The 17,361-nt window shown below is 63.3% G+C and carries 17 protein-coding genes and 2 pseudogenes; 9 read left to right on the forward strand and 10 right to left on the reverse strand.

The genetic code is table 11. The features are described from left to right. Positions 1 to 86 precede the first annotated feature (86 nt). Positions 87 to 497, reverse strand: a complete 411-nt coding sequence (locus FG93_RS05705; RefSeq protein WP_043232835.1) for a cyclophilin-like fold protein — start codon at positions 495 to 497, stop codon at positions 87 to 89. Positions 498 to 514: 17 nt separating this feature from the next. Then, a complete protein-coding gene (locus FG93_RS05710) occupies positions 515 to 1,696 on the reverse strand; it encodes an MFS transporter (protein ID WP_152579332.1) in 1,182 nt (393 codons plus the stop codon). A gap of 232 nt (positions 1,697 to 1,928) precedes the next feature. Between FG93_RS05710 and FG93_RS05715 the strand changes: the two genes are divergently transcribed. Then, positions 1,929 to 2,825 (forward strand): LysR family transcriptional regulator, encoded by an 897-nt coding sequence (locus tag FG93_RS05715; protein ID WP_043232892.1) that lies wholly within the window; start codon positions 1,929 to 1,931, stop codon positions 2,823 to 2,825. A gap of 7 nt (positions 2,826 to 2,832) precedes the next feature. Here FG93_RS05715 and FG93_RS05720 read toward each other — a convergent pair whose 3' ends face one another. Together FG93_RS05720 and FG93_RS05725 are read right to left on the reverse strand one after the other, a co-directional pair. Continuing rightward, positions 2,833 to 3,285, reverse strand: a complete 453-nt coding sequence (locus tag FG93_RS05720) for a cupin domain-containing protein (RefSeq protein WP_043232839.1) — start codon at positions 3,283 to 3,285, stop codon at positions 2,833 to 2,835. A gap of 48 nt (positions 3,286 to 3,333) precedes the next feature. Next, positions 3,334 to 4,104, reverse strand: a complete 771-nt coding sequence (locus FG93_RS05725) for a carboxymuconolactone decarboxylase family protein (RefSeq protein ID WP_043232842.1) — start codon at positions 4,102 to 4,104, stop codon at positions 3,334 to 3,336. Positions 4,105 to 4,337: 233 nt separating this feature from the next. Here FG93_RS05725 and FG93_RS32290 point away from each other — a divergent pair, with 233 nt between their 5' ends. After that, a complete protein-coding gene (locus tag FG93_RS32290) occupies positions 4,338 to 4,607 on the forward strand; it encodes a hypothetical protein (protein ID WP_152579333.1) in 270 nt (89 codons plus the stop codon). Between the two features lie 1,336 nt (positions 4,608 to 5,943). On the opposite strand, the gene FG93_RS05735 is transcribed toward FG93_RS32290, so the two are convergent. Further along, positions 5,944 to 6,276: a YciI family protein gene (locus tag FG93_RS05735; RefSeq protein ID WP_043232843.1), complete on the reverse strand. Its 333-nt coding sequence runs from the start codon at positions 6,274 to 6,276 to the stop codon at positions 5,944 to 5,946. A 188-nt stretch (positions 6,277 to 6,464) separates the two neighbouring features. Beyond that, positions 6,465 to 6,644: a Myb-like DNA-binding domain-containing protein gene (locus tag FG93_RS05740; RefSeq protein ID WP_038362276.1), complete on the reverse strand. Its 180-nt coding sequence runs from the start codon at positions 6,642 to 6,644 to the stop codon at positions 6,465 to 6,467. Positions 6,645 to 7,158: 514 nt separating this feature from the next. On the opposite strand from FG93_RS05740, the gene FG93_RS05745 reads away from it, so the two are divergent. Then, positions 7,159 to 7,602 (forward strand): SRPBCC family protein, encoded by a 444-nt coding sequence (locus tag FG93_RS05745; RefSeq protein ID WP_043232845.1) that lies wholly within the window; start codon positions 7,159 to 7,161, stop codon positions 7,600 to 7,602. A gap of 198 nt (positions 7,603 to 7,800) precedes the next feature. Beyond that, positions 7,801 to 8,448 (forward strand): dihydrofolate reductase family protein, encoded by a 648-nt coding sequence (locus tag FG93_RS05750; RefSeq protein WP_043232846.1) that lies wholly within the window; start codon positions 7,801 to 7,803, stop codon positions 8,446 to 8,448. 216 nt (positions 8,449 to 8,664) lie between these two features. On the opposite strand, the gene FG93_RS05760 is transcribed toward FG93_RS05750, so the two are convergent. Next, complete coding sequence (locus FG93_RS05760; protein ID WP_043232850.1) at positions 8,665 to 9,192, reverse strand: hypothetical protein; 528 nt, start codon at positions 9,190 to 9,192, stop codon at positions 8,665 to 8,667. Between the two features lie 181 nt (positions 9,193 to 9,373). Beyond that, the gene (locus tag FG93_RS05765) at positions 9,374 to 10,870 is read right to left on the reverse strand and encodes a mechanosensitive ion channel family protein (protein ID WP_244448506.1); all 1,497 of its coding nucleotides are present in this window, start codon (positions 10,868 to 10,870) and stop codon (positions 9,374 to 9,376) included. An 880-nt stretch (positions 10,871 to 11,750) separates the two neighbouring features. Between FG93_RS05765 and FG93_RS33810 the strand changes: the two genes are divergently transcribed. After that, entirely contained in the window at positions 11,751 to 11,876 is a 126-nt protein-coding gene (locus FG93_RS33810) for a hypothetical protein (RefSeq protein ID WP_280114125.1), read from the forward strand. Here FG93_RS33810 and FG93_RS05775 read toward each other — a convergent pair. Next, the gene (locus FG93_RS05775; RefSeq protein ID WP_152579334.1) at positions 11,868 to 12,458 is read right to left on the reverse strand and encodes a TetR/AcrR family transcriptional regulator; all 591 of its coding nucleotides are present in this window, start codon (positions 12,456 to 12,458) and stop codon (positions 11,868 to 11,870) included. The two genes, FG93_RS33810 and FG93_RS05775, sit on opposite strands and share 9 nt — an antisense overlap. A 572-nt stretch (positions 12,459 to 13,030) precedes the next feature. On the opposite strand from FG93_RS05775, the pseudogene FG93_RS33505 reads away from it, so the two are divergent. Then, positions 13,031 to 13,135: pseudogene (locus FG93_RS33505) on the forward strand (IS110 family transposase); the annotation flags it as partial. Positions 13,136 to 13,190: 55 nt separating this feature from the next. On the opposite strand, the gene FG93_RS05785 reads toward FG93_RS33505, so the two are convergent. Beyond that, the gene (locus tag FG93_RS05785) at positions 13,191 to 14,192 is read right to left on the reverse strand and encodes an AraC family transcriptional regulator (RefSeq protein ID WP_081881330.1); all 1,002 of its coding nucleotides are present in this window, start codon (positions 14,190 to 14,192) and stop codon (positions 13,191 to 13,193) included. 165 nt (positions 14,193 to 14,357) lie between these two features. Between FG93_RS05785 and FG93_RS05790 the strand changes: the two genes are divergently transcribed. The 3 genes and pseudogenes from FG93_RS05790 to FG93_RS33395 form a co-directional block, all read left to right on the forward strand. Continuing rightward, the gene (locus tag FG93_RS05790) at positions 14,358 to 15,191 is read left to right on the forward strand and encodes a phosphatase PAP2 family protein (protein ID WP_244448505.1); all 834 of its coding nucleotides are present in this window, start codon (positions 14,358 to 14,360) and stop codon (positions 15,189 to 15,191) included. A gap of 275 nt (positions 15,192 to 15,466) precedes the next feature. Continuing rightward, positions 15,467 to 16,480: a DUF1254 domain-containing protein gene (locus FG93_RS05795; RefSeq protein ID WP_200878079.1), complete on the forward strand. Its 1,014-nt coding sequence runs from the start codon at positions 15,467 to 15,469 to the stop codon at positions 16,478 to 16,480. Positions 16,481 to 17,067: 587 nt separating this feature from the next. Beyond that, positions 17,068 to 17,361: pseudogene (locus FG93_RS33395) on the forward strand (sulfite exporter TauE/SafE family protein); the annotation flags it as partial.

Below are 17,361 nucleotides of genomic sequence, written 5' to 3' on the forward strand. Positions count from 1 at the left end.
GGGCATGCAGCGCCTTTGGCGGGCGGAACTCAAGCCGCGTTCGTGCAAGTTCTCGTGAGTGCCGGCTCGCCGCTCTCAACGTGGATTCACCGCGCGCGTTCGAGGCGTAACGTCACGCGACCGGGCCGGTCGAAGATCGATACATCGCCGGTGACGCGGCCGAGCAGAACGATCCCAGGCTTCGAGACCTCCCCGTCGCGGTAGTAGATGACGAAGTGGTTCGAGCTCCAGAGGCCGAGGGTTCCGGTCGAGAAGCCGGTCTGCCGGGCGGGCGCGGGCAAGGGCGCCGGAAGATTGCCAGTCTTCTCCTGGCGGAGATGGTCGCGCATCTCGATCGTCAGCGGCAACATCCCGACCAGCGCCCGCGCCGCATCATTGTCCGCCATCTCGGCCGCGACATTGCCCCAGTCCGAGCCGATGAGAATGCGCTCTTGCGCCATGGCAGATCCAGTCAGTGCGAGAGTAAGGGCCAGTGCCGCGAGGTTCGGTCTGCGCATCGATGGTCTCCCGGGTTTCAGGACTTCAGCAGGTGGCGACCGTCGCCGATCAGCGCGACAGCGAAACCGGCCATGACCACGCTGCCGATCAGCGTGGCGGCGATGCTGATGCCATCGAGCAGCAGCCCGCCGATGACCGCGCCAAGGAGAATCGACGCCTGGATCGCCGCGACCATCAGGCTGCCCGCAGCCTCCGGTGCGTCATCGGCATTCTGCGACATCCAGGTCATCCAGATCACCGACATCGCGGTGTTCATCGCACCCCAGATCGCCAGGAACAGGCCCGCCGTGATGACCGCGCCTCCCAGGAGCAGGAGGCCGAGCGTGCAGCTTCCCATGAAAAGCGCCGGCAGCCTCAGCAACGGCGCGACGCTGCCGCTCAGAAAGCGACCGGACGCCCAGGTGCCGAGAAAGCCCGCACAGCCCAAGATCAGGAGCAGGATTGAGAGGGTTGTCACATCCGCACCGGTCACCTGCTCCAGAAACGGGCGCAGATAGGTGAACATGGAGAATGCCGCCCCCCAGGACAGCATCGCGGCAGCAAGGCCTCGCAGGAAATAGCGGCGTTTCAGCAAGCCGAGCATCGTCCGCAGATCCTGCCGCTCCGCGACAGGCAGCGACGGCAGCGCGACGAGGTGCCAGACGAGGTTGGCGGCAACGATCGGCGTCAGTGCCCAGAACACCGCACGCCAGCCGAAGATGCCGCCGAGATAGCTGCCGATCGGGGCCGCGAAGGCAGCCGCGATCGCCTGCCCGCCATACATCAGGGCGAGCGCCCGCGGCACGTCGCGTTCCCGGACCAGCCGCATGATCACGGCGGTAGCGAGCGCCCAGAAGGCGCCGATACACAGACCGAGCAAGGCGCGCCCGATCATCAGCACGGTGAAGTTCGGCGCCGTCGCCACCAGAACCAGCGAGAGCAGCATCAAGGCTGTTGTTGCGACCAGGACCGACTTCCGATTCATCGTCCCCGCGGCAGTGGTAATCACGACGCTCGCCGCCACCGCGAAGAGCCCGCTGATCGAAATCGCCTGTCCGGTCTGGCCCTCGGAGGCATGCAGTCCTTCGGCCATCGGCGTGAGCAGGCTGACGGGCATGAACTCCGAGGCGATCAGCATCGCAACGCACAGCGCCATCGACATCACGGCGCCCCAGGCGGAAACGGGTTCGCTCCTCGAATGTGCTGCGGCGGCTGTCATCTGTTCGGCACGCTCCATGACGATTGCGCCAGAACCTAACCACCACCCGGGGGAACGATTAGCCGTCAGGATCGGAATGGATTAATCGATCCCATCGATTAATCTGCTGAGCTCAAGCAGGGCTGCAAGGCTGACTGTCGCGGCTGAACGCCTGCCACAGGCGATCACATCGGCATTCGGGCAATCAGTGACGGCCATGATCGTGGCCTCTCACAAAGACATGAGCGAGCGAATGATGAAGACGGGCCTCGACGATCTTCTCTGGTTCCTGGCCGTCGCCGAGGAGCGCAGCTTCACGCGCGCTGCCGCCAAGCTCGGCGTGACGCAGTCGACGCTCAGCCACACGATCAAGCGGCTTGAGACACGAATGGGGCTACGGCTGCTGACGCGCACGACACGCAGCGTCGGCACGACCGAGGCGGGCGAGCGCCTGCGGCTCTCACTCGCTCCGCGTGTCAGCGAGATCGAGGCGGAGATCGCCGCCTTGATGAGCCTGCGCGACAAGCCGGCGGGAACGGTGCGGCTGACGCTCTCGGACCACGCCCTGCAGACGCTGGTCTGGCCGAAGCTCCGGGCTGTCCTATCGGCCTATCCCGAGCTCAACGTCGAGTTCAGCATCGACAATGGTTTGCGCAACATCGTCGAGGACGGCTTCGATGCTGGAATTCGGTTGGGGGAAAGCGTTGAAAAGGACATGATCGCGGTCAGGATCGGGCCGGACTGGAGGCTCGTTGCGGTGGCCTCGCCGGACTATCTCTCAGCGAATCCAGCGCCCGAGCACCCAAACGAGCTGGTCGCGCACACCTGCATCAATCTGCGCCAAGCGCGGTCGGGGGGCCTCTATGCTTGGGACTTTGAAAAGGACGGCCAGGAACTTCGGGTACGCGTCGACGGCCAGCTCACATTCAACACGACGCTTCCCATGGTCGATGCCGCGGCAAACGGATATGGCGTCGCCTATGTGCCGGAGAACATCGTCGCGGACGAGATCGCAGCGGGCAGGCTCGTCACCCTGCTTGACGACTGGTCGCCGCCCTTTCCGGGCTACTTCATCTATTATCCGAGCCGCCGGCAGAGTCTCCCGGCGTTCCGCCTGATCGTCGACGCGCTGCGCGCAGGGACGGGCTGAGGCGAGCTCAATTCCCAAATTGGGCGTCGGTCACCTGCTCCAGCCAGTCGACGCCCTTGCCGTCCTGAAGATTGGTGATGGCGATGTGACGCATCGCAGTCGAGGAGGTGGCGCCGTGCCAGTGGCGCACGCCCGCCGCAATCGAGACGACGTCGCCGCTGCGGATCTCGCGACGCGCACCGCCATCCTCCTGGATCCAGCCGGTGCCGTCAGTGACGATCAGCACCTGACCAGCCGGATGAGTGTGCCAGGCAGTTCGCGCGCCGGGCGCAAAGCTGACATGGCCGCCGAGCGAGGTCTTAGCCTCGTAGAACGGGTCGACGACGACATGCCCGACGAAATGGGCGGCTGAACCGATCGCCGATGGCTTCGATCCGCTCCGGTCGATGCGTACGCCTTCGGCAAGCGCGGCCGAGGACAGGACGAAGGAGGTGGCTGCGGCAGCAAGCATGCGGCGCATGGCAAGAGTCCCGTTTGACGAGGTCATGTGCGGTGTGTGCATCGAGGCTCAGCGCTTGCGAGCCTCGAAGACCGTCTTGGCGATCGGTACGGCGGAGAACGCGTTCGGCCAGCCCGCATAGAACGCCAGGTGCGAGATGACCTCCGCCGCCTGCTCCCGGGTCAATCCGTTGTCCATGGCGCGGGCGAGGTGAAAGCCCATTTGCGCGACCTGCCCATTGGCAATCAGGGAGGTCACGGTGATGAGGCTGCGGTCTCGCGGAGAGAGACCTGGCCTCAGCCAGAGATCCTTGAAGAGCAGCTCGCTTGTGTCCCGAACGAGCCCCGGCGAGACTGCGCCGACATCGGCCTGCACCCGCTCTTCGCGGCTGGCTTCGGCCTTGGCGTCGAGCGGCAGGAGCTGAGGCTCGGCCGGCGGCAGGCGGTCGGCGCTGACGCTGCGCTCGGCGAAGACCGCTCGCGCCGCAGTGACGGCCGCCATACCGTTCCCCCAGCTCGAGTAGAAGGCGAGATGAGTGATGATCTCCGAAATTTCGGAGGGCTCGACGCCATTGTCGAGTGCGAGCGAGAGATAGCGCGGCAATTCGCCTGACTGACCCTTCGCGATCAGGGCCGCGATCGTCACGACGCTGCGGTCGCGGCGCGAGAGCCCCGGCCGCTTCCAGACCTCACCGAGCAGATCGCGACGGGTGTAGGCTTCGAGAGCGGGCGAAACCGAGCCGATCTCGGTTTCGGCGAGGGCGCGAAGGCGGTCCGGAGTCTGCGCCTCGGCGCCGGTGATGGCGCAAAGCGAGACGAGTGCGGCTCCGAGCATCTTCATGTTTGCCTCCTTGGAAAGGCGCGATCGCTCGCGCCGCCATCGATCAGGACATGAAGGATAGGCCTTCGGCACGCTTCATCGAGCGGCTCCGACCGATAGCCGTTATGGCGAGAGGCCATGAATGACCGGGCACATTTATGAATCCGTGCCATAAGCGCGTTCGCGCATTCCCGGCTAATCCTCGCAGCGATCGACGCCATCTTTCGGCATATCAATAGCACTGGAGCCGAAAGATGCCGTCACCCCTCACCACCGCCGTCCAGCCCCTGCGCCTCGCTCTGGCTCCGGGCGAACGCAGATCACTCAAGAGCCCAGCCGGGCCCAGAACGATCGTGGTCACCCGCGGCAGCGGCCAGCTCATCGCCGAAGACGGCAGGAAGGACATGCTGGCGGAGGGAGATGTCAGCACGCTCGCGCCAAGCGGGTTCGTGCTGGCGAATGCCTGCCCGAAGCGCGAATTTCACGTGATCGTTTTCGATTCAGCCGCGTGGTCCGATCATTAAACCTACAAAAGCGGGTGTTAGCCGCCGCTGAATTGGCGAGAGCCGACATTTGGCGGTGGTGCCCCCCCGCGTCCGCTTTCCGGTAGAGCGCCAACCTCAGCATGCGAGGCGAGATCTCATCGGCTGCCTCGAAATATCTGATCGAGCTGAGCTCAACGGCTGACCTGGGTGATTAAGGGGACATGGGCCAAGCGATGGCTCACGCTTCGGTCAAGCGGCCATCTGGTGGAGACAACCAGCGTCAAAATCGGCATCGTCTCGGGTCCCGGCATTAGCTTTATCGTCAGCACCGCTACCAGGAAGGCGGCGTAGGTCGCAGGTGTCGGTGTACGATGTCCCTCGGGCCACGTTCGTAGGGAACGCGCTGGCGAAATCTGGGTTTCTGATTCTGCGGCCGGCAGGAGGTCGTCTCTCCACGCGCACGGCCCGGCATCTGTGCTTGGCGTGAAGAGAGCGCTTGGCGTGAATAGAGCCGCTAAAGCATCGGCCCGAAAAGTGGATTGCGGTTTTCGGGGCAAAGCCGATGCAAACACAAAAGGTTAGATCATCGGACCGGATACGATTTCCGGTCCGATGATCTAGAGGGACGCGATTTTTCGGACGTGCGGGAGCGACACTCATGAAACTCTCACCGGTTCTTATTCCATGGTGCTGCGGCGCGATCATAGTGTGCACGCCATTCGCCACCGCGGCTTTCGCTCAGGCCACCAGGTTTGACGGGACCTGGAGCGTGGAAGTCGTAACTCAGCAGGGTGCTTGCGACAGGGCCTATCGCTACCCGGTCGTTGTTCAGCGCGGCTTGCTTCAATACGGCGGACCGGAGAAGTTCGACGTCCGCGGGCAGGTTCGCCCTAACGGTTCGGTTTCAGCCGAAATCTCGCGCGGGCAGGACAAGGCGAGCATAAGGGGGCGACTATCGAGCAACTCCGGCACCGGCACGTGGTCGACCGCAGGCGGACGGGTCTGCTCCGGGCAGTGGAACGCCGAAAAGCGAGGGTAATTCAGGACTGGTATAGGACTCATGGAGGAGCGACTGACCGAGCTTCCGTTCGGTCCGGAGAAAAGATGGCGGGCGGGGCTCGATCTCGCGATCAGCAGGAGCGCGACGCTCGGCCTGTCCTAGACCGAACGGCTCGCAGCCGACGCTCAGGACCATGTCTTCAAGGCCAACCTGGCGGGACGTTCTGAGCAGGCAATAATAGTCCGGCGGAGGACCGATGCAGCTTGCGCTCGGCATCTTTCCTGAAGGACGTCGTCGGATAGTCCCTCATCTCGCAAATGACCGCTTCCGGGTACTGACCTAACTTCCGCCTTTGCTGTCATTGCCGAGTTCGTTTTATGGGAGTTGCTCGAGCGGCCACACCTCGACGACACCATGTGCAACAGCGCAGGGCGTTCGGGAAACCATCGCGATGGCCTCAGTCAAAGTGGCGGCTTCGATGACGGCAAAGCCCGCCACTGGCAATGACGACGTCATGAACGGGCCAGTGGCCGTTTCAACCCGAGCGGCATCGGGATTGCGCACTTGCACAGGATCGCCCGCGATACCCATCAAGACGCCGTCTTTCCTTAACGTCGCATCATGGGCGTGGGCTGCGTCCCGAACGGCCACCGGGGTACGGTCGTACCCCTCGCGGTCGCCATACCCGATCGTCACGAATTTCGGCATGGGTCGCCTCCTCCAAAGGGCTCAAGCATCGGCCCGAAAAGTGGTTTGCGGTTTTCGGGCCAAAGCCGATGCGAACACAGAAGGCTCAATCATCGGCCCGAAACGTGGATTGCGGTTTTCGGGGCAAAGCCGATGCAAACCACAAAGGGCTGGATCATCGGGCAGGATACGATGTCCGGTCCGATGCTCTAACGGAGCTTGGCGATCCCGATGCCATCGAGCTTCGCGCGGTCCTTGATGGATTCTTCGCTGCGGGTCATCGCCTTCGAAATCGCCTTCAGGGCCATGCCCTTCTTGGCGAGCAACTTGAGCTTCTCGAGTTCCTCATGGGTCCAGGGTTGGCGATGCCGTTCAAATCTCTCGGTCACACTCTGCTCCTGCTTCGCCGGGACATCTCCGGCATTCGCGCCATCATAGCAGGGATGGCGACGAATTTGGCCGCACTTATCGGTGGGGCCCAAGCCCATCCCGCCGCTCGGCGCCACAGGCCGACTTGGTGCATCGCAAGATACCGGACCTTGCCGATCGGCCGAGGCAGCCTCTGAGCCCGGCTCATTTCTGTTTCTCGCAGGCACTTGACGCCTGTCAGCGCTCACGGCTCCGCGTGCATGTCGCGGAACAGTCGCGGCGCGACGCCGAAGCGGCGTTCGAAGGCGTCCGCCAGGCGCGCGGGTGGGTAAAGCCCCACTTGCGCCGCAACCGATTTCAGCGACAGCCCGCGCGAGAGGGCGGGCCGGTGCTCTGGATTTTTTTTCCGGTGCGCTGTCGAATTCTCACCAGCCCGTTCGACGTGGTTGTATCGCGCGGTGAAAGGCTGCCCGCCAGGAGAGACCGAACACCTCGCGAACACCCCGAATCCAACCGAACCATGAGGAGAGATCCATGCCCAGCACCATCCGTCTGCACCGCGTCATCGCCGCCAAGCCCGAGAAGCTCTATCGCGCGTTCCTCGAACCGGACGCGATGGCGAGCTGGCTTCCACCTTACGGCTTTACCTGCACCGTCCATGAGCTGGATGCGAAGGTCGGCGGCAAGCACCGGATGTCATTCCGGAATTTCACCACGGGGCAGAGCCACTCCTTCGGCGGAACCTATCTGGAGCTCGTTCCGGGGGAGCGCCTCGTCTACACCGACACGTTCGACGATCCGAACCTGCCGGGCGAGATGAAGGTCACGGTGATCCTGAAGGCCGTGTCCGTCGGCACCGAGGTGACCATCGAGCAGCAGGGCGTGCCGGACGTGATCCCCGCCGAGGCCTGCTATCTCGGCTGGCAGGAATCCCTGCGCAAGCTCGCGAAACTCGTCGAGCCCGAGATCAACCAGTAGCAAGGTCGATTGGCGGCCGTTCGCCTGCGCCCGATCGGGTCTCGCCGCGGCGATATTCGGATGGTCCGGGGCCCCTGCCCCGGCGAACGGTACCCGTGGCCCAGGGGCCGCCGTCATCACGTCCTGGCCGAATTGATCCGGCCAGGCTCGGCCAGCAGCAGAACAGGTTCGACCAACAGCAGAAAAGGAGCACCCGCCATGTCGCTCGCCCGTGTCCAGCACATCTCCATCTCGCTCGACGGTTTCGCCACCGGCGAGGGTCTGAGCCTCGCAGCGCCGTTCGGCCACGCCGGAGACCGGCTGCACGAATGGATGTTCGAAACCTGCTGGTGGCGCCAGATGATTGGCCAGCCCGGCGGCACGCGGGGCGTCGACGACGCCTTCCTGCGGCAGTTCGCTCCCGGGATCGGCGCCGAGATCATGGGGGCCGGGAAATTCGGCTACCCCGGCTGGCAGGACGATCCGGAGTGGAAGGGCTGGTGGGGCTCCAACCCGCCCTTCCATACGCCGGTCTTCGTCCTGACCCATCGCCCACGCGCATCGATCGAGATGGAGGGCGGGACGACCTTCCACTTCCTGGACGCGTCGCCCACCGAGGCGCTCGCTGCGGCTCGCGCGGCTGCGGCCGGCCAGGACGTCCGCATCGGCGGGGGAGCCACCATGGTCCGCGACTTCCTGGCTGCCGGGCTCATCGACCACATGCATATCGTGCTGGTCCCGATCCTGCTCGGCCGGGGCGTGCGCCTCTGGGATGGGCTGGAGGGTCTCGAGAAGGACTACGCGATCGAGGCCATGTCCTCTCCCAGCGGGGTCACGCATGTGACATTCACCCGTGCGGGCCTGTAGCGGCCGCGTCGACCTCATCGGCATCCGCGAAGAGCTGCACCGAAATCCCAACGCGCTGGCAGCCGCCGCGGATGGCCGGCAGATGCGCCGCCCAAAGACCTTTGCCGCAACAATCCGCGTCGCCAGCCGGATTGCCCGAAACCGGATGCTGCCAGAGTCCGAAAAGGGTGGATTGCGGACCCTTGATAGCACGCGAAACGCGCCCCAAGCGGTCGTCTAGGGTTGAAACCGTATCCCACACATCTCGCGCCATCCCCGAGGAAGAACATTGATCGCCACATTCGGCCGCAGTTTGTAGAAGGCCATCTCGCGGTAGCTCCAAGCGTATGGCACGCACCCTTTCAACGCCGCAGCGTGCAAGTAGAACTGGGCACCTGCCGGGGCCTCACGGATCGAACGAAAGAATGAATGATCGTCGAGATGATCTGCTTTGAATTGATGGATTAGTTTACTTCGCTCCCAATCCGCGTACGCCCCGATGAACAGTGTTGGCAGCAGGAGCGAGAGGGCGACAAATATGGGGAGCCGAAAAATAATCGGTAAGGAATATCGTCTGAGCGGATTTAACAGACTCAGTCCGACAATCGCTACCAGAAACGTCGCGAATTCCTTCCAATACGGCAGCCCGAGTCGGCTTGACGGAAAGAAGAAGGCGAACAATAGCGGGGATGTCTCGCCGAACAGCAGACCCGATACGAGGAGGTAGCTCCCCAGAGCGATCGATATGGTTGCGAACGTCTTCAATCGGCGCCCCCTCTACTGACCACTTCTCTACCGCGATGAGGCAGCAGATTCTGTGCGGCGTTCGTGCAGGCTATTCGCGGATTTTGAGGAGATTGACAGCAGACCGATGGCGCGGCGTTAGGTCCGGAACGGGTCGGTTTGCGGACATCTGCCGCCTGCTCCACGCTTTGAGACAGCTGAATCAGCCACCCATCTGCGGCACGTGAAGCGGCTTGGGGACCAGTTTGATATTGTTCTCGGCCAGCGTGATCCGCACCTTGGAAAGGATCGCCTTGCGGATCTGGAACTGCCGTCCGGCCCGGGCCTTGTATTTGGCGCGGATCACCAGAGTGCCTTCCTCGAGGGCGGCAATGCCCTGGCTCTTGAACGGCTCAAGGAGATCGGCGTTCAGGTCCGGATCCGCTTCGATCTCCTGCCCGACCTTCTTGAACAGTTTGCGTACGGCTTCGACATCGGTGTCCAAAGCCACCCGGAACATCATCTTCTCGATGACCCATTCGCGGCTGAAATTCTGAATCTTCCCGATCTGCCCGAAAGGGATTGTCGCAACCGGGCCGCGCGGATGCCTCAAGGAGACCGAGCGCAACGAGATTCTCTCGACGGTGCCCTTTGCCCCCGAGGTCTCGATGTACTCGCCGTGGCGGAAGGCATCATCGACGAGGAAGAACAGACCGGCCACCACATCCTTGACCAGGGTCTGGGAGCCGAGGCCAATCGCCAGGCCGAAGATCGAGAGCCCCGTCATCAGCGGCCAGACATTGATGCCCAGCATGACCAGGACGGTCAGAGCCCCCAGCGTCAGGAGCGCGGCCTTGGTGAGGCCCAGGAGCAGTGGGCCGACGGTGGTCAGCCGCGTGCCGATCACGGCGGTGGTGACCTGCGGATCGCCCGGGCCATGAGGTCTGATGCGCGCGGCCATGATCGCCACCCAGTTCCAGCAGAAGGCAATGACCAGCACGAGCATTAGGATCTCGGCGGCTTTCAGCAGGACAGTGCTCCGCGAGATGCCGACGACGTCCAGAATGGGCAGGAGCCAGAGGGTCGCCAATACCGCGAGAATCGATGCGGCGACCACGATGCGGAACGTCCGCCACAGCGCGCCGGTCAGTTCGCCTCCTTGCGCTCGAGCCGCCTGCCAGCCGCGCCTTTCGATGGCGACGTCGAGATGAGGCCCGGCGAGAACGAGAAGAAGCGAAATCAGCAACAATCCGCCCTGCGTCGGCCTTCCGATCGTCAAATCCAGCTGGAGGAAGACAAAGGCGAGTATGACAAGCGCGACCACGAGCCAGGGCCAAATTGCGGCGAGCTTCCGGCGCAGCGATCCTGTCTTGCCACCGAAGGACAGAGCCCTCGTGACCAGCCCGCGATGACGAAGATACGCCGCTGCGACCAGAACGGTGAACGGCAAGGACACCGCGAATGTTGCGAAGAGATCGCGAAGCGGATCAGCCGCATTCCAGACGCGCAGACAGGCAAGGACCACCAGGCCGCCGGACGCGATTCCGATCGCGACCGCGAGATCGCGTCGCCAGCGCGAGAAGATCGACCGGCGACCTGTGGCCAACGGGAAACAGATCATCGTTGCCACGGCCGAGATCACGACGCAGTTCAGCAAGGCGCGGCGGAGCACTGGATCGGAGATGAGACTTAGCAGCAGGACCCAGGACGCCAGCACCACGAGCAAGGCAGCCGCGAACCAGGCCGCCGCGGACAGAAGCGGCCGAGCCTTGAATCGGCTGGTGATGGAACTGCCGCCCGCTGCCGTTGCAGCGATGACAACCAGGCAAACCGCTAAAACGCAGAGAGCGAGTAACGCGGGACTATAACCAGCGGTTTTGAGTCCTTGGATGAAATCCTGCCATGCCCCACCGGAAGAGAGCCATCCCGAGAACCTCGCTGCCAGACCGTTCTCAATCAGCATGGAGAAACGATGGAGCATCGCGGTTGCAGCCTCGAGCTCGTCGGTCCGTAAATCGGCAGCCATGGTCTCAGTCTCGTGAGGAAGTCGACGACATTGGTCTGTCCGCGCCAAACGGTTGGTGAATCCGGCGAACGTTTAGCCCCCGTCACAGGAGGGATCGCACATTGCCGTCCCAGACAAAACGATCGTCTCGACAGCCCCATCTGGCATTGGACCTGCCCCCTTCCCAGCTTAGGCGACCGCCTGTCTTGCCATTTCGCGACAATCGCGCTCGGCGATTATCCATCCCGGTCGCATCCCTACCGCTCGGAAATCCCCCGAGTGTCGGTCTTGTGGCGCTGGATGAGCCTGCTCCCTAAGAGCATGCTGCGAAAAAGTGGCATCGGTTTTTCGCATAGAGCATGCTCTAAACGATGAGAGTCGATCACGTTTTCTGCGTTTGGACGATTTCGTCCAAACGCAGCGTGATCTGGGGCGCGTTGATCTGATCACTCAGTGGGAGCGACATGTCCAAGATGGGTGGTCGGACTAAGCCGCTCTCGCGGCAGGGCGCTGCAGCGCGTTCATCACTGAGATTTCGCGTGTGAGGCGCTGCATCCGAGGATTTCGGGGTTTCCTCTGATCCCCGGAGGTTCTGATGACCGATCCCGTCACCGTCAGCCCGCTGCGCCAGCTCGACCGAAAACGCGATGATCCTCCAATCGCCAACCACTTACGGCCCCATCGCGGCAAGAACTGGATCATGTCAAATCAGCTACCGTAGCTGGCGCCGCAGAAATGTCCGTGTGCACTCCTGCCCGATGCTGTCGTCGCGCGTCCAGATCAGCAGCGTCGCAAGAAACACCGCCGTCAGGGTGATCTCTTCCATGCTCGCACGCCGGGTGCCGTAGGGAGCCGGCAACTGTGCTGCCTCGCGCAACCAATGGATGACCCGTGACAAGTTGAAGATCATCGGCCCCCAATGATGGGGATGCGACAGGTGCAGCTTGCCTCGCAGCATTTGGGCCGTCACCTCCTGATGGGGAGCCAGCGCATCGAACCACGCCAGCAGGCAGATCTCGATGCGCCGCCAGGCGGGATGCCGGACGAAATCGGCAGACTTGGGTGCTACCATGGCCTTCAACCCGCGCAGGAACCACGCGTCCGCAACGCTGTCGAGGTCGCGGTAGTAGTCGAGCACCTGGGCCGGTGGGATTCGAAGCCGGTCAGCGACGTCGTGCAAGCGGACAGCCGTCCACTGGCCCTTCTCCTCGGCAAGATCCAATGCTGCATCGAGGATGGCCGCTCGCATATCGCGGGAGCGGCTCTTAGTGCCGCTCGGATCCGAGGTGTTGTCCCGCGGCATGATCTGCCGAATTGCTGAAGTTGCGCTTCGACGTAAAGCATACTCCGGCCAATTCGGTCTGTCCTCAGTTCATCGCACCGCCGTCTGAACACTGAAAAAGGCAGGTGACCCGCCCGGCAACTGCTGAAGCGGTTCGGGATCTGGCGAAGGGCCGAATGAGACGGCTGTGCACCATCCTGCCAAACTGAACTGCCCGAAACCGGACATCGTGAGAGTCCGGAAGGGCCCAACGGCCGACCTCATCCGCAGGGGTGCTGAGAGTCGTACTTGGGTCGAGACCAGTGATCAGGTGTTCGCCAGAAAGCTGACATTGGCAAGCTTGCCGCAAAGCGGACCTCGCCATGATCTGAGAATGTGAAGGGTTTCAGATGCGGGCCCCTGCGCGCGGCGGGCGTGACGAGGCTGCCTGGGCCTGCGTCTGGAAGCCTGCACACAAACGGAAGTTGGCGCATTGCCCAAGAGATGACGTATCGCGGTGGCTGCGCGCGATCTGGAAGCGGGAGCGCGGCCCTTCACATACGGTGCCGGAGAGGTCGGACCTGACCTCGGCAGCGAGCGAACGAGCGACGGCGATGGCGCATTTCGTAGGTCTGGACGTGTCGGTGCAGGAGACGGCGGTGTGCGTCGTCGACGAGGCCGGCAAGGTTGTGTTCGAGCAGAAGGTTGCGACCGCGCCGCTCATCTTGGCTCAAGCAGTTGGTTGGGCGGTTGGTCGCGCGAGGCGAAACACGCTCAGCCAAGGCGTGATTGCTCGCGAAACTGACGCGGCGTGACGCCCGTCATCCGGCGGAAGGCGCGGCTGAAATGCGCCGGGTCGGTGTAGCCCGAGGAAAAGGCGACATCGATGATCTTGCAATCGCTGTCCCGCAGAAGCCTGCTCGCATGCTCGTACCTGACCGTGTCGAGCACGTCCGAGTAGGTCAGGCCCGCACGGGCGAGCCTGCGTTGAAGCGTCCGCGTGGTGACGCCCGCGATCTCGGCGACATCGGCAAGAGCGGTTGTTCCCTGCTCCAGATAGGCCGGCAACATCAGCTTGAGCAGTCCGATGATGTCGTAGGCAGAAGCGTTGCCATCGTGATCCTGAGGCGGAAGAACCGAAGCGATCGATCGGTTGGGCAGGCCGAGGAGCGTGATCGGCACACTGATCCAGGCGGCATTTTGCTCCGACAGAAACTGCACGTTCGGCCATGAAGATCGCGTCGCCGGGCTCGGCGCATAGGACGATTCGAAGGCGATCGCGGTGGGCATCCAGTCGGGCCCGGCGAACTGGCGGACGATGTAGATCGAGAAAATGTTCTGGATCCATTGCGCATATCTGAGATGCAGTTGCCCCCTTGTGCCGGCGAGCCTGCTGCAAACCCGCACATGATCCGCATCATGCTCGATCCACATGCTCAGAATCGTGTCTTCCCGCGATGCCCAATGGCAGGCGTGCCGGAGCGCGACGAGCAGCGTCGGGGAATGCGCGATCAAGGCGCGTGTCTTCTCCCGCAAGTGCGAGAAATGCAGGCGCTGGGCGGCGAGGAAGCCGAAATCCTCGATGCCTTGGCTTCTCCGAGCGTTGTCGACGAAACGCAGCGCCGGCAGGAGAGGCAGGTAGAGATCGCTCTTCTCGGCCAGAGACGATGGCAGCCGGGACCGCTCCAGGAGCGTCTCCGTCGGAGCACCGATATCGTCGAGGATGCTGACGAAGGGCAGCAGGAACTGACCGCGCGTCAAGGGGATATCAGCCATTGCACCTCGCCGCGATCATCCGGTCAGCGCCTCCCAAGGGATCGAATCCAGGCGCTTGTGACCCATGGGAACCGTACCCGGAGGCGATTGTCGCGAAAAGGCAAGACGAGCAGGCGACCCATGCACGACATGCTCGCAACGACAGCAATGTCGAAGGAACAGGACATGCCGATGACTGGGAATGCGGTTCGAGCCGCGCATGTTTCCGTGCTTGCGCTGCTCACACTCTGCGGGCAGGCCCTGGCGCAGGCGGGGCAAGCGCAGCCCAAGGTCACCGACCCGCATTTCAAGATCGCACCGGGCTATCTCGAGCGGTCCGAGCTGCCGAACAGCCTGGCCCTGCTCGGCCCGCCGCCCGAGGCGGACTCGGCTGCGCTCGCCCGCGACGAGGAAGCGCGCAAGGCGACGTTTCCCTTGCGAAGCACCGAGCGCTGGACGCTCGCCCGGACCGATGCCGACCTCGCCTTTCCGCAGGCGGCCGACACCTTCTCCTGCGCGATGGGGGTGAGGATCGACAGCCAGCAGACCCCGCGCCTCTATGCGATGATGCAGAAGATGCTGTCGGATCTCGGCCTCTCCACCTATGGCGTGAAGAACAAGTACAACCGGGTCCGCCCCTTCGTGGTGCACAATGAAGCGACCTGCCGGGCCGATCAGGAGGCCATTCTGCGGAGCGACGGCTCCTACCCGTCCGGCCACACGGCGGCCGGCTGGGGCTGGGCCCTCGTCTTCGCGCAGATCAATCCCGAGCGCGCGGATGCGCTGCTGAAGCGCGGCATCGAATTCGGGCAGAGCCGCGTGATCTGCGACGCGCATTGGCAGAGCGATGTCGATGCGGGGCGGATCATGGGCGCGGCGACGGTCGCGCGGCTGCAGACCGACCCGACCTTCCTCGCCGATCTCGAGGCCGCGAAAGCGGAGGTGAAGGCGGCGAAGACGAAGCAGGTGCCCTTGATCTCCGCATGTGCCGCGGAGGCTGCAGCCCTGTCCGCGCGGTGACCGGGCCGGGGGCGCTGCTGCGCCACAGAACGTTGGCTCGCCGCCCGAAACCGGACAGCCCTGGGCTGAGCGGATCACGGGCATCCCCTGCCCCCTCGAGCATCGGACCGAAAAGTGGAATCCGGTTTTCGGAATAATCCGATGCTCGAACAAAGAGATAGATCGCCCATCCTGGTCCGAATGGACGCACGGCGATCAGCCGAAGCACGGGCGCGGACCCGTTCGGTCTTGCCCCGACGAGCACATTAATCAAAACGCCAATGAGGTACCGTTCAATGCGAATGACGTCGGTCTACAGCCTGAGTTTCCTGGTTCTCGCGCCATGTGCGGCGTCCGCACAGCCGCTTCCGGTCACTGTCGACAACTTCAAGCGAGCCGAGACCGATTTCTATATGAGAAAAACGGTCGACGCCGGCGGCCTCGGCAGGTTCGTCCATACCAGGACACCGACACCGATCGACCAGCAGCCCGTGGTCCGGATGAACCGGGATACGCTCTATTCCCAGGCGATCTTCGACCTCGACGCCGGCCCGGTGACCATAACCCTTCCCGATGCCGGCAAGCGCTTCGTCTCGATGCAGATCATCAGCGAAGACCATTACACCCCGATGGTGGTCTACAAGCCGGGCCGCACGACGCTCACCAGGGACAAGGTCGGCACCCGCTACGCGTTCGCAGCGGTCCGTATCCTTGTCGATCCCAACGACACCAAGGACCTCGCGCAGGTTCACGCCCTGCAAGATGCGCTGAAGGTGGAGCAGAAGTCGGTCGGCAGGTTCGAGGCCCCGAATTGGGACTTGGCTCAACAGAAGAAGATCCGTGACGCGCTCGAAGCGCTGTCCGCCGCATCGGGCAGCTTCACCAACGCTTTCGGCCCGAAGGGGACGGTCGATCCGGTCAAGCACCTGATCGGCACGGCAGCCGGCTGGGGCGGTAATCCCGACAAGGACGCATCCTACCCCTCCGTGACCCCGACCAGGAACGACGGCAAGACGGTCTACAAGCTCAGGGTCAAGGATGTCCCGGTCGACGCGTTCTGGTCGATCAGCGTCTATAACGACAAGGGCTTCTTCCAGAAGAACGATTACGACGCCTATTCGGTCAACAGCATCACCGGCACGAAGAGCGCCGATGGCGCGATCGACATCCAGTTCGGCGGCTGCGACGGCAAGATCGCGAATTGCCTGCCGATTACGCAGGGGTGGAATTACACATTTCGGCTCTACCGTCCTCGAGCCGTGTTCCTGAACGGCCAGTGGAAGATGCCGGAGGCGCAGCCTGCATCGTAGCAGCCTTGCATCGTAGAAGGCATCAGCCTCGTCCATTCGGTCCGGCAAGCGGCGGCAACTCTCGACCCAATCTTGCCGTGGCCGAATGGTGGAACCAGCACGGCGGTCGCCCGCCGTTCCGGGGGCGTTGCAGGTCCAACGGCTCGGATCTGCTCCTTTGCCCGAACCGGTCGTTGCCAGAGCCGGCTATGAACTCAATTTCCCGACTCGCCAAATTGCACCGGCAAAGTCGGCTAAGGGTTCGGGAGCGGATTCTAGCCCATCGCCGGGCAGCGGACATACCAGATCGATCTGCTCAAGGCCCAAGCTCGGTCGAACGGATCCGGCCGGGCACTAGGGTGCTGGAGCCCCTCCGCTAACCTTTGGCCATGGCAGTGCGGCGGTCCGCACGGAACGTCCACTCTCCGGAAAGTGGCCACCGGGGGAGTTCGACCCAGAGCCGTCTCGGTGCGCGTCGAGTGCAGTGTCCGGAATCGGGCGGTGAGCGGTCAGGCGAGCAGGGCCTGCTGGGTCATGCAAATCGAAGCCTTGGCGCCGCGCGTCCCAGCGCTATATTCATTGCACTATAGCGATTCTGACAGGCCCCCATGACCGACGCATCCGTAGCGGCGACAACGCGGCGCTCGCGTGCCGGAGCATTCGCCGGCGGCGCTTTCATCGGAACGCTAGGCGGGCTGATCGGACTCGGCGGTGCCGAGTTTCGCCTTCCCTTGCTTATTGGCGCATTTCGATTTGGCGCGCTCGAAGCGGTCATCCTCAACAAGGCAATGAGCCTCGTGGTGGTTGCATCCGCTCTTCCCTTTCGGGCCGGCACGGTTCCGGCAACAGAAGTCGCGGCACATTGGCCCGTCATCCTCAACCTACTTGCAGGCAGCCTTCCA

The sequence above is a fragment of the Allobosea sp. LC85 genome, from assembly GCF_000735605.1.
Taxonomy (GTDB): domain Bacteria; phylum Pseudomonadota; class Alphaproteobacteria; order Rhizobiales; family Beijerinckiaceae; genus Allobosea.

What these genes read in the sequence shown, in the direction of transcription:
- FG93_RS05720 (WP_043232839.1), bottom strand. Translation starts at nt 3,285, where the DNA reads ATGCGCCGCATGCTTGCTGCCGCAGCCACCTCCTTCGTCCTGTCCTCG.
- FG93_RS05705 (WP_043232835.1), bottom strand. Translation starts at nt 497, where the DNA reads ATGCGCAGACCGAACCTCGCGGCACTGGCCCTTACTCTCGCACTGACT.
- FG93_RS05745 (WP_043232845.1), top strand. Translation starts at nt 7,159, where the DNA reads ATGCCCAGCACCATCCGTCTGCACCGCGTCATCGCCGCCAAGCCCGAG.
- FG93_RS05750 (WP_043232846.1), top strand. Translation starts at nt 7,801, where the DNA reads ATGTCGCTCGCCCGTGTCCAGCACATCTCCATCTCGCTCGACGGTTTC.
- FG93_RS05710 (WP_152579332.1), bottom strand. Translation starts at nt 1,696, where the DNA reads ATGACAGCCGCCGCAGCACATTCGAGGAGCGAACCCGTTTCCGCCTGG.
- FG93_RS05785 (WP_081881330.1), bottom strand. Translation starts at nt 14,192, where the DNA reads ATGGCTGATATCCCCTTGACGCGCGGTCAGTTCCTGCTGCCCTTCGTC.
- FG93_RS32290 (WP_152579333.1), top strand. Translation starts at nt 4,338, where the DNA reads ATGCCGTCACCCCTCACCACCGCCGTCCAGCCCCTGCGCCTCGCTCTG.
- FG93_RS33810 (WP_280114125.1), top strand. Translation starts at nt 11,751, where the DNA reads ATGACCGATCCCGTCACCGTCAGCCCGCTGCGCCAGCTCGACCGAAAA.
- FG93_RS05790 (WP_244448505.1), top strand. Translation starts at nt 14,358, where the DNA reads ATGCCGATGACTGGGAATGCGGTTCGAGCCGCGCATGTTTCCGTGCTT.
- FG93_RS05735 (WP_043232843.1), bottom strand. Translation starts at nt 6,276, where the DNA reads ATGCCGAAATTCGTGACGATCGGGTATGGCGACCGCGAGGGGTACGAC.
- FG93_RS05725 (WP_043232842.1), bottom strand. Translation starts at nt 4,104, where the DNA reads ATGAAGATGCTCGGAGCCGCACTCGTCTCGCTTTGCGCCATCACCGGC.
- FG93_RS05715 (WP_043232892.1), top strand. Translation starts at nt 1,929, where the DNA reads ATGATGAAGACGGGCCTCGACGATCTTCTCTGGTTCCTGGCCGTCGCC.
- FG93_RS05795 (WP_200878079.1), top strand. Translation starts at nt 15,467, where the DNA reads ATGCGAATGACGTCGGTCTACAGCCTGAGTTTCCTGGTTCTCGCGCCA.
- FG93_RS05775 (WP_152579334.1), bottom strand. Translation starts at nt 12,458, where the DNA reads ATGCCGCGGGACAACACCTCGGATCCGAGCGGCACTAAGAGCCGCTCC.